The 14,805-nt window shown below is 59.9% G+C and carries 11 protein-coding genes; 4 read left to right on the forward strand and 7 right to left on the reverse strand.

From position 1 onward, the window contains the following. Positions 1–4 precede the first annotated feature (4 nt). Together ACIOYV_RS02795 and ACIOYV_RS02800 are read right to left on the reverse strand one after the other, a co-directional pair. The gene (locus ACIOYV_RS02795) at positions 5–964 is read right to left on the reverse strand and encodes a MoxR family ATPase (RefSeq protein ID WP_003218556.1); all 960 of its coding nucleotides are present in this window, start codon (positions 962–964) and stop codon (positions 5–7) included. A gap of 285 nt (positions 965–1,249) precedes the next feature. Further along, positions 1,250–1,603 (reverse strand): hypothetical protein, encoded by a 354-nt coding sequence (locus tag ACIOYV_RS02800; RefSeq protein WP_163909791.1) that lies wholly within the window; start codon positions 1,601–1,603, stop codon positions 1,250–1,252. Positions 1,604–2,107: 504 nt separating this feature from the next. Between ACIOYV_RS02800 and ACIOYV_RS02805 the strand changes: the two genes are divergently transcribed. After that, positions 2,108–7,003, forward strand: coding sequence for an NAD-glutamate dehydrogenase (locus tag ACIOYV_RS02805; RefSeq protein ID WP_265045215.1), 4,896 nt, complete (start codon positions 2,108–2,110; stop codon positions 7,001–7,003). A 170-nt stretch (positions 7,004–7,173) separates the two neighbouring features. Here ACIOYV_RS02805 and ACIOYV_RS02810 read toward each other — a convergent pair whose 3' ends face one another. The 4 genes from ACIOYV_RS02810 to ACIOYV_RS02825 all read right to left on the reverse strand — a co-directional run bounded on the left by ACIOYV_RS02810 (position 7,174) and on the right by ACIOYV_RS02825 (position 10,642). Then, the gene (locus tag ACIOYV_RS02810; RefSeq protein ID WP_401320653.1) at positions 7,174–7,881 is read right to left on the reverse strand and encodes an ATPase; all 708 of its coding nucleotides are present in this window, start codon (positions 7,879–7,881) and stop codon (positions 7,174–7,176) included. A 230-nt stretch (positions 7,882–8,111) separates the two neighbouring features. Next, positions 8,112–8,510 (reverse strand): cupin domain-containing protein, encoded by a 399-nt coding sequence (locus ACIOYV_RS02815; protein ID WP_054615052.1) that lies wholly within the window; start codon positions 8,508–8,510, stop codon positions 8,112–8,114. A 282-nt stretch (positions 8,511–8,792) separates the two neighbouring features. Continuing rightward, complete coding sequence (locus tag ACIOYV_RS02820; RefSeq protein WP_054047625.1) at positions 8,793–9,086, reverse strand: putative quinol monooxygenase; 294 nt, start codon at positions 9,084–9,086, stop codon at positions 8,793–8,795. Between the two features lie 122 nt (positions 9,087–9,208). Next, a complete protein-coding gene (locus ACIOYV_RS02825) occupies positions 9,209–10,642 on the reverse strand; it encodes a PLP-dependent aminotransferase family protein (protein ID WP_401320657.1) in 1,434 nt (477 codons plus the stop codon). A gap of 205 nt (positions 10,643–10,847) precedes the next feature. Here ACIOYV_RS02825 and ACIOYV_RS02830 point away from each other — a divergent pair, with 205 nt between their 5' ends. Then, a complete protein-coding gene (locus ACIOYV_RS02830) occupies positions 10,848–11,288 on the forward strand; it encodes a carboxymuconolactone decarboxylase family protein (protein ID WP_163909796.1) in 441 nt (146 codons plus the stop codon). A gap of 267 nt (positions 11,289–11,555) precedes the next feature. On the opposite strand, the gene ACIOYV_RS02835 is transcribed toward ACIOYV_RS02830, so the two are convergent. Continuing rightward, on the reverse strand, positions 11,556–12,506 hold the full coding sequence (locus ACIOYV_RS02835) for a transporter (RefSeq protein ID WP_054047631.1): 951 nt from the start codon (positions 12,504–12,506) through the stop codon (positions 11,556–11,558). Between the two features lie 196 nt (positions 12,507–12,702). Here ACIOYV_RS02835 and ACIOYV_RS02840 point away from each other — a divergent pair, with 196 nt between their 5' ends. Together ACIOYV_RS02840 and ACIOYV_RS02845 are read left to right on the forward strand one after the other, a co-directional pair. Then, the gene (locus ACIOYV_RS02840) at positions 12,703–13,731 is read left to right on the forward strand and encodes an AraC family transcriptional regulator (RefSeq protein WP_401320661.1); all 1,029 of its coding nucleotides are present in this window, start codon (positions 12,703–12,705) and stop codon (positions 13,729–13,731) included. A gap of 173 nt (positions 13,732–13,904) precedes the next feature. Then, complete coding sequence (locus tag ACIOYV_RS02845; protein ID WP_401320664.1) at positions 13,905–14,792, forward strand: Dyp-type peroxidase; 888 nt, start codon at positions 13,905–13,907, stop codon at positions 14,790–14,792. The last annotated feature ends 13 nt before the right edge of the window (positions 14,793–14,805 follow it).

Consider the following 14,805-nt stretch of genomic DNA (forward strand, 5'->3'; position numbering starts at 1 on the left):
GGGGTCAAGCGACGGCTACGACGTCGAGAATCCGCTGGACCACCCGGTCCTGGTCGATGCCAGCAGCTTCGGCTTCAAAGGACAGGATGATGCGGTGACGCAACACGTCGAACAGTACGGCCTGGATGTCTTCCGGGCTGACGAAGTCGCGACCGGCCAGCCAGGCGTGGGCGCGGGCACAGCGGTCGAGGGCAATCGAGCCGCGCGGGCTGGCGCCGTAGGCGATCCACTCGGCCATTTCCGGGTCGAACTTGGCCGGCGTGCGGGTGGCCATGACCAGTTGCACCAGGTATTCCTCCACGGCGTCGGCCATGTACAACCCGAGGATTTCCTTGCGTGCGGCAAAGATTGCTTGCTGGCTGACCCGGCGCTCGGGCTTGGTTTCGCCGTTGAGCGCTTCGCCGCGAGCCTGTTGCAGGATCCGCCGTTCGACAGCGGCGTCCGGGAAACCGATTTTCACGTGCATCAGGAAGCGGTCGAGCTGGGCTTCGGGCAGCGGATAGGTGCCTTCCTGCTCGATCGGGTTTTGCGTGGCCATCACCAGAAACAGTGGCGACAGTTCATAAGTGCTGCGTCCAACGCTGACCTGGCGCTCGGCCATGGCTTCGAGCAGCGCCGACTGGACCTTGGCCGGGGCACGGTTGATTTCGTCCGCCAGCACCAGGTTGTGGAAGATCGGGCCTTGCTGGAACACGAAACTGCCGGTTTCCGGGCGATAGATCTCGGTGCCGGTGATGTCGGCGGGCAACAGGTCGGGGGTGAACTGGATGCGATGGAACTGTGCTTCGATGCCTTCGGCGAGCTCTTTGATGGCCTTGGTCTTGGCCAGCCCCGGGGCACCCTCGACCAGCATGTGGCCGTCGGCGAGCAAGGCGATGAGCAAGCGCTCGATGAGTTTTTCCTGGCCGAGAATCTGCGTTGAAAGAAAGGTTCGCAGCGCTAGCAGCGCTTCACGATGTTCCATCGATGACTGTTCCTGGAAAGGGTGACCGAAGACGTTCGAATAACGCCAGGGCTGGGGGCGTTACTTTAATGCATCGCAGGGGGTGGCGACTAACGGCATTTTGCTTAAAGGCTGGGAAATGGTTGGCGAAATTGTTGGAAATTTGTGGGGCGGGGAGTGGTGGTGTTCTTTTGGGCGCCTTCGCGGGCAAGCCTCGCTCCTACAGGTGACCGCGTCCTGTCAGGTGCATGCGGTCATTGTAGGAGCGAGGCTTGCCCGCGAAGAGGCCGGTACAGCCAGCGAAAATCACAGCTCGCTGATATAGGTCCCGATCCCCTCGAGAATGTTCTGCAAGGTTTCTTCCACTTCCGGCAAATCACTGGCATCGGTGCTGTGAATGATTTCCAGGGAATCTTCGCCGTTCAACGCATCGGCGTCGGTTGCCGCGATTTCGATCAGCAGGCGGGTAGGGCTGAGGGTCACTTTCACGCCGTCCAGCGCCGAAGGTTTGTCCTGGAAGATGATCTCCAACTCGTCCTCGTCCGGGAATCGGCTCATCAGGAACAATTCGCCATCATCGCTGGTGCAGCAGAGCATGGCCAGGTTGTCTTCTTCGTCATCGCACGGGTTGACGATCAACAGTTCTGTGGTGATTTGCATGGGAAATTCCTGGCTCGACGAGCATCGTGAAGACAAACAAAGGGCGATTCTGCCAGTCGGCGGGAATTTCTGCTCGCCTGAGTGTCAGAGGATGTGTCGTGAACATCCGGGGTGTTACTGGTCATTTCTGGTACGGATGTGCCGCAAAAACGGGCTGAAACCTGCCGTTTTGGCGTGCGGCTGCTAGTGTTGTTCGATGCACAAGGCGCAAGCTGCGTGCCGATGACCGAATATGTCGCAGCGCCGCAAGCAGGCACGTTGTCGCACTCGTTAAGCTGCGCATCGAATGGATACCGGTAAAGGCATTGTGCAATTCATCGTACAGTCGCTTTTGCCGATAGCCATTCTTGGAAGGTGAATGTGACCCGAGTGTCTCGTCCAGCTTCACCCACCTGTCACCCTGTTTCCTCTGCCCGAGAATCAGGAACAGGGTGACGGATCGCCCCGAAAGGGGTTTTGCACGCGACGCTTCCATCAATAACAAGCCCAAGCGGAGTACCACAGATGGCGTTCTTCACCGCAGCCAGCAAAGCCGACTTCCAGCACCAACTGCAAGCGGCACTGGCGCAGCACATCAGTGAACAGGCACTGCCACAAGTGGCGCTGTTTGCTGAACAATTTTTCGGCATCATTTCCCTCGACGAGCTGACCCAGCGTCGGCTGTCCGACCTCGCTGGCTGTACCCTTTCTGCGTGGCGCCTGCTTGAGCGCTTCGATCACGCGCAACCGCAAGTGCGCGTCTACAACCCTGATTACGAACGCCACGGCTGGCAGTCGACCCACACCGCGGTCGAAGTGCTGCACCACGACCTGCCATTCCTCGTGGACTCGGTGCGTACCGAGCTGAACCGTCGCGGCTACAGCATCCACACCTTGCAAACCACAGTGCTGAGCGTGCGTCGCGGCAGCAAGGGCGAGCTGCTGGAAATCCTGCCCAAAGGCACCCAGGGCGAAGACATCCTGCAAGAATCGCTGATGTACCTGGAAATCGACCGTTGCGCCAACGCGGCCGAATTGAATGTGCTGAGCAAAGAGCTGGAACAGGTTCTCGGTGAAGTCCGCGTTGCGGTCGCTGATTTCGAACCGATGAAAGACAAGGTCCAGCAAATCCTGACCGGTCTGGACAACAGCCAGTTCAAAGTCGATCCAGAAGAAAAAGCTGAAATCAAAAGCTTCCTGGAATGGCTGGTGGGCAACCACTTCACGTTCCTGGGCTACGAAGAATTCGTGGTCAGCGACCAGGCCGATGGCGGCCACATCGAGTACGACCAGAGCTCCTTCCTGGGCCTGACCAAACTGCTGCGCACCGGCCTGACCTACGAAGACCTGCGCATCGAAGACTACGCCGTGAACTACCTGCGCGAACCGACCCTGCTGTCGTTCGCCAAGGCTGCGCACCCAAGCCGTGTGCACCGTCCGGCTTATCCTGACTACGTGTCGATCCGTGAAATCGACGCCGACGGCAAAGTCATCAAGGAATGCCGTTTCATGGGCCTGTACACCTCCTCGGTGTATGGCGAGAGCGTGCGGGTCATCCCGTACATCCGCCGCAAGGTCGAGGAAATCGAACGCCGTTCCGGCTTCCAGGCCAAGGCTCACCTGGGCAAGGAACTGGCGCAGGTGGTCGAAGTACTGCCTCGCGACGATCTGTTCCAGACCCCGGTGGACGAACTGTTCAGCACCGTGATGTCGATCGTGCAGATCCAGGAACGCAACAAGATCCGCGTATTCCTGCGCAAAGACCCGTACGGCCGTTTCTGCTACTGCCTGGCCTACGTGCCGCGTGACATCTACTCCACCGAAGTTCGCCAGAAGATCCAGCAAGTGCTGATGGATCGCCTGAAAGCCTCGGATTGCGAGTTCTGGACCTTCTTCTCCGAGTCCGTGCTGGCTCGCGTGCAGCTGATTCTGCGGGTTGATCCGAAGAATCGCCTGGACATCGACCCGCAGCAGTTGGAAAACGAAGTCATCCAGGCTTGCCGCAGCTGGCAGGATGACTACTCGGCCCTGACCGTCGAAACCTTCGGCGAAGCCCACGGCACCAACGTGCTGGCTGACTTCCCGAAAGGCTTCCCGGCCGGTTACCGCGAGCGTTTCGCAGCGCATTCGGCCGTGGTCGACATGCAGCACCTGCTGAGCCTGACCGAAAAAAATCCGCTGGTGATGAGCTTCTATCAGCCGCTGGGCCAGGTCTCCGGTCAACGCGAACTGCATTGCAAGCTGTACCACGCCGATACCCCGCTGGCCTTGTCCGACGTGTTGCCGATCCTGGAAAACCTCGGCCTGCGTGTGCTGGGTGAGTTCCCGTATCGCCTGCGTCACAACAACGGTCGCGAGTTCTGGATTCACGACTTTGCGTTCACCGCCGCCGAAGGCCTGGAACTCGACATCCAGCAACTCAACGACACGCTGCAGGACGCCTTCGTCCATATCGTGCGTGGCGATGCCGAGAACGATGCGTTCAACCGCCTGGTGCTGACCGCCGGCCTGCCATGGCGCGACGTTGCGCTGCTGCGTGCCTATGCGCGCTACATGAAGCAGATTCGTCTGGGCTTTGACCTGGGCTACATCGCGACCACCCTGACCAACCACACCGACATCGCTCGCGAGTTGACCCGGTTGTTCAAGACCCGTTTCTACCTGGCGCGCAAGCTGTCCAGTGACGATCTGGAAGACAAGCAGCAACGCCTGGAACAAGCCATCGTTACTGCACTGGACGACGTCCAGGTGCTGAACGAAGACCGCATCCTGCGTCGCTACCTGGACCTGATCAAGGCCACCCTGCGCACCAACTTCTACCAGACCGATGCGCAAGGCCATAACAAGTCCTACTTCAGCTTCAAGTTCAACCCGCACCAGATCCCTGAGCTCCCGAAGCCAGTACCGAAGTTCGAAATCTTCGTTTACTCGCCACGCGTCGAAGGCGTGCACCTGCGCTTCGGCAACGTCGCGCGTGGCGGTCTGCGCTGGTCCGACCGTGAAGAAGACTACCGCACCGAAGTGTTGGGCCTGGTAAAAGCCCAGCAAGTGAAGAACTCGGTGATCGTGCCGGTTGGCGCGAAGGGCGGCTTCCTGCCGCGTCGCTTGCCGCTGGGCGGCGGTCGCGACGAAATCGCGGCTGAGGGCATCGCCTGCTACCGCATCTTCATTTCGGGCCTGTTGGACATCACCGACAACCTGAAAGACGGCGCACTGGTACCGCCGGCCAACGTCGTGCGTCATGACGACGATGACCCGTACCTCGTCGTTGCAGCGGACAAAGGCACTGCGACCTTCTCCGACATCGCCAACGGCATCGCCATCGACTACGGTTTCTGGCTGGGTGACGCGTTCGCTTCCGGTGGTTCTGCCGGCTACGACCACAAGAAAATGGGCATCACCGCCAAAGGCGCGTGGGTGGGCGTACAACGTCACTTCCGTGAGCGCGGCATCAATGTCCAGGAAGACAGCATCACGGTAGTCGGCGTCGGCGACATGGCCGGTGACGTGTTCGGTAACGGTTTGTTGATGTCCGACAAGCTGCAACTGGTCGCAGCCTTCAACCACCTGCACATCTTCATCGATCCGAATCCTCAGCCAGCCAACAGCTTCGTCGAGCGTCAGCGCCTGTTCGACCTGCCGCGTTCGGCCTGGACCGATTACGACACCAGCATCATGTCCGAAGGCGGCGGGATCTTCTCCCGCAGCGCGAAAAGCATCGCGATTTCCCCGCAGATGAAAGAGCGCTTCGACATCCAGGCTGACAAGCTGACCCCGACCGAACTGCTGAACGCCTTGCTCAAGGCGCCGGTAGACCTGTTGTGGAACGGCGGTATCGGCACTTACGTCAAGGCCAGTACCGAAAGCCACGCTGATGTCGGCGACAAGGCCAACGATGCACTGCGTGTGAACGGCAACGAACTGCGCTGCAAAGTCGTGGGCGAGGGCGGTAACCTCGGCATGACCCAACTGGGTCGCGTCGAATTCGGCCTCAATGGCGGCGGTTCCAACACCGACTTCATCGACAACGCCGGTGGCGTGGACTGCTCCGACCACGAAGTAAACATCAAGATCCTGCTGAACGAAGTGGTTCAGGCCGGTGACATGACCGACAAGCAACGCAACCAGTTGCTGGCGAGCATGACCGACGAAGTCGGCAATCTGGTTCTGGGCAACAACTACAAGCAGACTCAGGCCCTGTCCCTGGCGGCCCGCCGTGCTTTCGTGCGGATTGCCGAATACAAGCGCCTGATGAACGATCTGGAAGGCCGCGGCAAGCTGGATCGCGCCATCGAGTTCCTGCCGAACGAAGAAGTGCTGGCTGAACGCGTCGCGGCAGGCCATGGCCTGACCCGTGCCGAACTGTCGGTACTGATCTCGTACAGCAAGATCGACCTCAAGGAAGCGCTGCTCAATTCCCTGGTGCCGGACGACGATTACCTGACTCGCGACATGGAAACCGCTTTCCCACCGAGTCTGGTGAGCAAGTTCTCCGAAGCCATGCGCCGTCACCGTCTGAAGCGCGAAATCGTCAGCACCCAGATCGCCAACGATCTGGTAAACCACATGGGCATCACCTTCGTTCAACGACTCAAAGAGTCGACCGGCATGAGCCCGGCGAACGTGGCCGGCGCGTATGTGATCGTGCGTGACATTTTCCATCTCCCGCACTGGTTCCGTCAGATCGAAGCCCTGGATTACCAGGTTTCCGCTGATGTGCAACTGGAGCTGATGGACGAGCTGATGCGTCTGGGCCGCCGCGCTACCCGCTGGTTCCTGCGCAGCCGTCGTAACGAGCAGAACGCTGCCCGTGACGTCGCGCATTTCGGTCCACATCTGGCAGCGCTGGGCCTCAAGCTCGACGAACTGTTGGAAGGCCCGACCCGCGAAGGCTGGCAGACCCGTTATCAGGCGTACGTTGCTGCTGGCGTGCCTGAATTGCTGGCGCGCATGGTTGCAGGCACGACTCACCTGTACACCTTGCTGCCGATCATTGAAGCGGCCGATGTGACCGGTCAAAACCCGGCGGACGTGGCCAAGGCGTACTTCGCCGTGGGCAGCGCGCTGGACATCACCTGGTACCTGCAACAGATCAGCGCTCTGCCGGTTGAAAACAACTGGCAGGCCCTGGCCCGTGAAGCGTTCCGTGATGATGTGGACTGGCAGCAACGTGCGATCACCATCTCCGTCCTGCAACAGGGCGACGGCACCCAGGACGTGGAAACCCGTCTGGCGCTGTGGATGGAAGAGCACGAAGGCATGATCGAACGCTGGCGCGCCATGCTGGTGGAAATCCGTGCCGCCAGCGGTACGGACTACGCCATGTACGCGGTGGCCAACCGTGAACTGCTGGACCTGGCGTTGAGTGGTCAGGCAGTTGTGCCTGCTGCTCCTGCGCTGGAGCTGGAACCGGCGGCCTGATTTTAGGCGCTGAATGAAAAAACCCCTGTATCGAGAGATGCGGGGGTTTTTTTATGCCTTTGGGTTTTGTGGTGGCTGGGCGGGCCTCTTCGCGGGCAAGCCTCGCTCCTACAGTTGATCGCATTCCAATGTAGGAGCGAGGCTTGCCCGCGAAGAGGCCATCCGCCTCACTACAACTTCTGATCCGTGCTATTGCTGATCATCGACACATTACTTGCCGGGCTGGTCAATAAATTACTGAGCGACTGGTCAAACTTCTTCAGCGCCCGAACTTGCACATCCTGTTGTTGATTAATATCCGCAACAATCTCTTCACTGCGTTTAAAGTCGGCCCACACAGGACTCAATGACTTGGCATCATGCCCTTGCGCAGTACCGATGTAGTTAAACTTCGCATCATAAAAATCCGCACTGACATCGGCCTTGATATCGGAACTGCGCGAGGTCATCAACTGGCTGTGGGTATCGACAATCGCCACCACATCCGGCCGCGCAGCCCGCAGGCTTTGCAGGTCTGGATAGACCGTCACCGAACCGAACTGGCGCTGCAACGACGCCTTGACGGCATCCACCGCAAAGTCCGGGTTGGACGTCGCTACGTAGGCGTCGTGGATCGGCTGCACCAGCAGGCTTTGGCCGAAACCGGTGCCGGCATTGGCCTGGTAGTGGCGCAGGTATTCGCGGTTAGCCTGGGTGGAAGGGCTGAAGACAATGCCCAGGGAAACATTGCCGCCATTGGTCACTTGGGCGGCGCTGGAACGGCCGACCGGCGCGCTGAACATCGTGTCCAGGGACGACACGGCTTTGGGGGCGGTGGGGACCGAGCAGCCGGCGAGCAACGCGGCAATCGTCAACGAACTGACAAGCGCAAGTTTCATGGTGTTTCTCCAGTGAAACAACTTGAGTCGAAAAGTTGATAGTTGCCGGTAGTGTCCGGCAGTGGCTCCAGACTAAACCTCTATGGGCTGAATGAAATCGTCCATAAATACACTTATAGACTGATCCATAGTTTTGTTTGATGTAAAAGTTTTCATCTAAGTGCGCCGGGTAATAAAAAGGCCCGAATCATCGATTCGAGCCTTTTTATTTATGGCTGATGCACTGGCTATCAGTTTTTCAAGGGGATCAATACTTTCTCGTCCGGCGACAACACCATGAACACCAGCAACTTGGCGGGTTTGGTGGCGCTGGCGTTTTTCGACACCAGATGCTCGGAACCGGCCGGCTCGTACCAGAACTCGCCGGTCTTGTAGGTGATCGCTTTCTGGCCCTTGACCTGGGAAGTGACCTGGCCTTGCAGCACGTAAGCCATGGCCGTGCCGTCGTGTTTGTGGGCGATGGAGGATTGGCCGGGCTTGTAGTCGACCTCGATCATCATGGCTTTTTTGCCGGGCACGTTTTGCAGTAGTTCATCCTGCAACACGGTGACCTTTTCCGACGGGTCGTGGGCGAAGGCCGAGGCAGAAACGCTGAGGGCCAGGGCGGCCAGTAAACTCAAAGCTTTCATGGTTGATCACCTGGGGGTTGTTAGTCGTCAGGGACCACAGTAAGCCTCGGGTCGGGGCAATAAAACGGCCAATATTCGGGAAGGTGAGGGGACCAATCAAGGGCGGCGACATTAATTGATGTAGCAGCTGTCGAGCAGCGCGAGGCTGCGTTCGGCGGCGAAGCCGTCGTGAAATCAGCCAATGCGGTGTATCAGGAAGAATGCGTACGCGGGGTTTGCGACGGCTGCGCCGCCGAACGCAGCCTCGCGCAGCTCGACAGCTGCTACGAGGCCGCGCACGTTTCAGACGATAGGAAAGCTATTGAAGTCCACGGCATTAGCCAACCGGCTATCAATCAAACCAATAAAACCCTGCACTTGCGGGCTGTTGAAATGCGATTGCATGGCCGCTTCCGATTGCCAGCGGGCGCTGACGTTCCAGCGGTTGCTGTCCTCGGGGCAGCGGTCGACCATGTAGGAATCGCAGCCCGGAAGTTCGCGCAGGGTGTCTACAATCTTTTGCAGTTGCTTACCCAGTTCTTCCGAGCGGCCGGCGGCGGCCTGCACCCTGACGGTATTGATCACTTCGTTGGACATTACTCACACTCCTGAATCAGGCCGGACGAATCCTGCTCATTGAGGGATAACGCCCCAGCAGAATAGGCCCGGACCGGGGGACCGCCAATAGCCAATCGCCGGATAAACCCGCAGACCAATCGTCAGGCGACCTGCTGCAAAATGTCGCGCACGCGGTCCAGCGCGGTGTCGATGTCCAGGGTTTCAATCGCGCCAAACCCCATGAGCAGCCCGGCGCGCGGTGCTTGCTGATAGAAAAAGCCCTCAATCGAATACAGCCCGACTTCGACTTTTCTCGCCAGTTCGATAACCAGCGTCAAGTCGATGGGCACCTTGCACAGCGCCACCATGTGAAACCCGGCGACCGTCGGCACGGCTTCCAGCCACGGCGAAAGGTCACCGGCCATGCGCGCGAGGATCCGCTCGCGGCGCCCGGCATAGATCGTGTGGCAACGGCGAATGTGCTTGAGCAGGCAACCTTCGGCGATGAACTTGGCCAGCGCCCATTGCGGCAGGGTCGAGGTGTGCAGGTCGGTGAGCTGCTTGGCGCGGATCACCGCTTCGAGAATCGCTGGTGGCAGGATGGTGTAACCCAGTCGCAGCTCCGGCAGCAGGGTTTTCGAGAACGTGCCGACGTAAGCGACGATGCCGCGCTCGTCCATGCTTTGCAGCGAATCGGTGGGCCGGCCCTCGTAGCGGAATTCGCTGTCGTAATCGTCTTCGATGATGATCGCGCCCAGCTCACGGGCCCGTGCCAGCAGGGCTTCGCGACGTGCCTGGCTCATCGGCATGCCCAATGGAAACTGGTGCGACGGCGTCACGTAAATCAGCCGCGTCCCGTCCGGAATCAACTCGACCTGAATACCTTCTGCGTCCACCGGCACCCCGACTACCGTGGCCCCGTGGCTGCCGAACAACAGGCGCGCCGGGGGATAACCGGGATCTTCCATCGCCACCAGACTGCCGGGCCGCAGCAGCACCCGGCCAATCAGGTCCAGGGCTTGCTGGGCGCCGTTGCACACCACCACGTCTTCGTCCTGGCAATTGACCCCGCGGGAAAACGCGATGTGCCGGGCAATCGCATTGCGCAGCGCCGGCAGGCCTTCGGGCAGGCTGTAGAAACCCTTGGAACCGGCAATCTGGCGCAACGCGTGAGAGGTGCAGCGCCGCCAATCGTCCTGGGGAAACTGGCCCTTGCTGGTGGCGCCGCCGATAAAGTCGTAGCGCAGCGAGCCTTCCAGCGTCGGGTGGCGCAGGAACACCGGCAGGTTGCGCCACGACTCGATGACCTCGCTGCCGGCCAGCTCCGAATGGCTCTGCTTGCGCTGGATTTTCGCCGGCCGCGCGTTGACGTAGGTGCCTTTGCCGGTCACTCCGGTGAGGAAGTTTTCGTAGGTCAGTTGCGAGTACGTGTCGGAAATGGTCTTGCGCGAAATGCCCAACTGTTCCGCCAGCAAACGGCTGGGCGGCAGTTGCGTGCCGGCTGCCAGGCGACCGGTTTCGATGGCACTGCGCAGCTGTTGGTACAACTGGCCTGCCAGGTCCTTGCGGCCGTTGATGACAACGTGAAGTTCCATACCAGCGGGGCTCCTGGGGCTGTGACGCGACTGTGGGTCGCGCCAGATTACCCCCATTGCGCTGCTGCATAGAAGTTGCGTGGGCAAAAAGCGCCGGATTGGTCTGTTACTGGGTGGTCCCTGGGTTTTCCGTGGAATTGGATCTGTAACGCGGCTGCATCAGCGCCTACCTTGGGCATACACAACCGCGCTACGAGGTCCCGCCATGAATCCCCGCCTGGACTACTACAGCGCCTCGCCCAAAGCGATGAAAGCCATGATCGCCATGGAAGCGCTGACCAGCAACCTGAGCATCGAACCGGCCTTGCTGCACCTGATCAAAATCCGCGCCTCACAACTTAACGGCTGCGCCTTCTGCACCGACATGCACTCGGTGGATGCCCGACGCCTCGGCGAGACAGATCGGCGTTTGTATTCGATCGTGGTCTGGCGTGACAGTGGCTTCTTCAACCCACGGGAACGGGCGGCGCTGGCGTGGACTGAAGCGGTGACGCTGCTCTCCGAAAGTCATGTGCCGGATGACGTCTACGCGTTGGCGCGGGAGCAATTCAATGAAGGTGAACTGGTGGATTTGACCATCGCCGTCACCACCATCAACAGCTGGAATCGCCTGGCCGTGAGCTTCCGCCAAACCCCCAGTGACTGAAATCCTGAGCCAAGTGAAAACCCTGTGGGAGCGGGCTTGCTCGCGAAGGCGGTGGTTCAGTCGACAGTGTTGTTGCCTGACACGCCGCCTTCGCGGGCAAGCCTCGCTCCTACAGGGACTGGTGCCGAACACAGATTCTGCGCCCACCAATGATCCCTTGTGGGAGCGAGCCTGCTCGCGAATACGGACTGTCAGTCACATCAGTACTGAATGACCCACCGCCTTCGCGAGCAGGCTCGCTCCCACAGGGGAATGGTGTGTAGTCAGTCAAAACGCATACGGAATACTGACTTTCGCCCAGAGCATTTCGCCTTCCGGGCGGTTTTCCACATCAAACTCCTTGGCCCAGCGGATCTCCGCGCTGGCGTATTTGAGGAAGGTCCAGTGCAGCGCCGGGCCGATGGCGAATACCTGGCCGCGCACGCCGTCGTTGACGTCTTCGCCGTTGAATTGCACGGTGCGGCCGAACTGTTTGTCGTCGGTGGTTTGCTTGAGGTAGTAGCCGTTGAGGCCGAGCATCAGGTCGTCGGTGATCTTGTAGCTGGCGGAATAATCGAAGTGGAAAATCTGCCCCGACTTGTAGTCGGTGTCTTTGTTTTTCTCGTTGAAGCTGTAGGTGGTCTTCATCGACACCTCGGTGCGCTCCGTCGGCAGCCAGGTGAAGGAAAACAGCGGCTTGTAGGTGTAGAAATTGTTGCTGGTGTTGGCCAGGCGATCGGTGCTGTATTCGCCGGTGGGCACGGTGATTTCCACGGCTGCGCCGAGGGTCAGGTTCTTGCCCATGTCCCAGAGAATGATCGGCGCAATCGTCGTGTCGCCCATGCCTTCGCGGGTGTCCTGCAAGCCGAACACCGAGACTTCCTGCTTGAGCCAGGGTTGCGCGATGTAGCCGGCCAGCCGCCCGCCGAAAATGCGCAAGGGACTCAGGTAATCCAGGCGCGGGATCACGGCGGTAGATTCGATTTCGACATTCGGCACTTTGCCGCCGAGGGAGCTGATATGGAATTTGGTGGCTTTGTAGTGGTTGTAGTAGATGTTGAACGCCACCATGTTGTCCGGAAGGCTGTCGACTTCCAGCGGCAGCATGAAGAAACCATCGGTGCCGGTGCCGATATTGTCCACGCCGGCCTCGGTGGCCAGCGCCGGCAAATGAATGGCGTAGACGCCGGCCAGGCTGACGGCCAGTCGCAAGCAGAATCGTGTGCGGGTCGGGTTCATATGTGTGCTCATTATTATTGTTAGGGGCCAACCGCCGGCCGTTGCATAGAAATAAGCGGTTCGGGCCTGGCCGGGCAGGGTATTGGCGGCCACATAGGGGGACTTCTGCGGACAGCCGCCAAACCCTGTGCTAACTTCTTTCGACATAACCGGTAACAAAAATAAGAATTCAGCTTGATCCGGGATGTCCTGCCCCATGCAAATGAAAGTCGTCGATCCTACCTACGAACTGGCACTGGTTTCGCCATTCCTCCTGCAAACACTCGCCGAAGTCGCCGAACTCAAAGGGGTCAATCCCGAGAGTCTTTGCCGAGGCCTGGGTTTTACCCTGGAAGACCTGCAGGACCCGGCGCAGCGGATTTCCTATCGCCAGGCCGTGGCGATGATCCAGCGCGCGCTCAAGGTCTTGCCCAATCGCGGGCTCGGCCTGTGGGTTGGTGCGCAGAACGTGCTCGGCACCCTCGGCTTGCTCGGGCATGTGTTGTCGCTGTGCAAGACCCTGCGTGATGCCTTTGAGGTAGGCATCCGCCACCAACACACCTCGGGCGGCATCGTGGTGTCGAGCGTGGAGGAGGCGGGGGATCGGGTGTTTCTCGACATCGAATGTCGCCTGCCGTTTGCCGATGTGCAGCTGTTTGCGGTGGAGGAGTTTTTCGCCAGCCTGTTGGTCTACGGCCGGGCGCTGGTCGGGGCTGATTTCAAGCCGATGACGGTGGAGTTCGTCCACGCCGCGCCGGATTACGTTGCCGAGTACGCGCGTTTGCTGGGGCCTGAGGTGCGGTTCGGTTGCCTGCAGAACCGCATGGTGATCGCCGCGCATTGGCTGGACGTGCGGCTGCCGAATCATCATTCGCTGGCGTTGCGTCAGGCGGTCAAGTTGCTGGAGCTGGAAGCGGCGCAGGTGCACCAGAAAATCGACCTGATTCAAGCCGTGGAGCGGGCGATTTCCCGGGATTTGACGCGTGGCAGCCACATCGAGAAGATCGCTGGCGATTTGAACATGAGCAGCCGTACGTTGCGTCGGCGCTTGACTGAACATGCGCTGACGTTCGAGACCTTGCTGGAGCAAGTGCGCCAGGCACGGACGTTGAGTTTGCTGGCCAATCCCGAAATGTCGATCGAGCGAATCACCGAAGAAGTCGGCTACAGCGACGTGCGCAGCTTTCGCCGGGCGTTCAAGCGCTGGACCGGGATGAGCCCGACGGCGTTTCGGGTCAGCTCATAGCGAACCCCTGTAGGAGCGAGGCTTGCCCGCGAAGGCGGTGGACCGGTCAACATCTCTGTTGGATGTGAAACCGTCTTCGCGGGCAAGCCTCGCTCCTACAGGTGATCTTTTGCCCTGAAAATACACAACAGTCTTAGCCCCGGTTAAACTCGGCCTCTTTTTAAGGAGTTCATATGAGTTACTACCAGCCGGGCATTCTCGCCACCCCTGTTCCGCCTCAAGCCCGTCATATGTTCTTCGCCCTCGAATCCGTCGCTGCACTGCCGGCCGCGCTCGACAAGTTGATGCAACTGGTAGACGGCGCGTCGGCGGTGGTCGGTTTCGGTGAGTCCCTGGTCAAAGCCCTGCACGGTCAGATCGAAGGCCTGCGCGCATTCCCGGCCATGGCCGGCGTGGGCGTCGATAACCCGTCGACCCAACACGCATTATGGTGCTGGTTGCACGGCGTGGATCGTGGTGAATTGCTCAATCGCAGCACCGCCATCGAAGCCGCGCTGGCCCCGGCGTTTCGCCTGGTGCAGATGAACGAAACCTTCCGCCACCTCACCGGCCACGACCTGACCGGCTACGAAGACGGCACCGAAAACCCGCACGACGAAGCCGCCGTGGCCGCTGCGCTGGTGGGCGAGGGCGCTGACGGCACGGTCGGTGGCAGTTTCGCTGCGATCCAGCAATGGCAGCATGATTTGAAAGGCTTCAACGCGATGCCGTCCCATGAAAAGGACAACATCATGGGCCGTCGCCTGAGCGATAACGAAGAACTCGACGACGCGCCGATCTCCGCCCACGTCAAGCGCACGGCTCAGGAAAGCTTCGCCCCTGAAGCCTTCGTGGTTCGCCGCTCGATGCCGTGGATCGAAGGCCATCGCGCCGGTCTGATGTTCCTCGCGTTCGGCTTCTCCCTTGATGCGTTCGAAGCGCAACTGCGGCGCATGAGCGGTCTGGAAGACGGCATCACCGATGGTTTGTATCGCATGAGCCGGCCGATTACCGGCGGCTATTACTGGTGCCCGCCACTCAAGGACGGTCACCTGGACCTGCGCGCATTGCGCATTGGCTGAACCTCAAGGAGTG

The sequence above is a fragment of the Pseudomonas sp. NPDC087342 genome, assembly GCF_044744265.1.
GTDB classification, from domain to species: domain Bacteria; phylum Pseudomonadota; class Gammaproteobacteria; order Pseudomonadales; family Pseudomonadaceae; genus Aquipseudomonas; species Aquipseudomonas nunensis.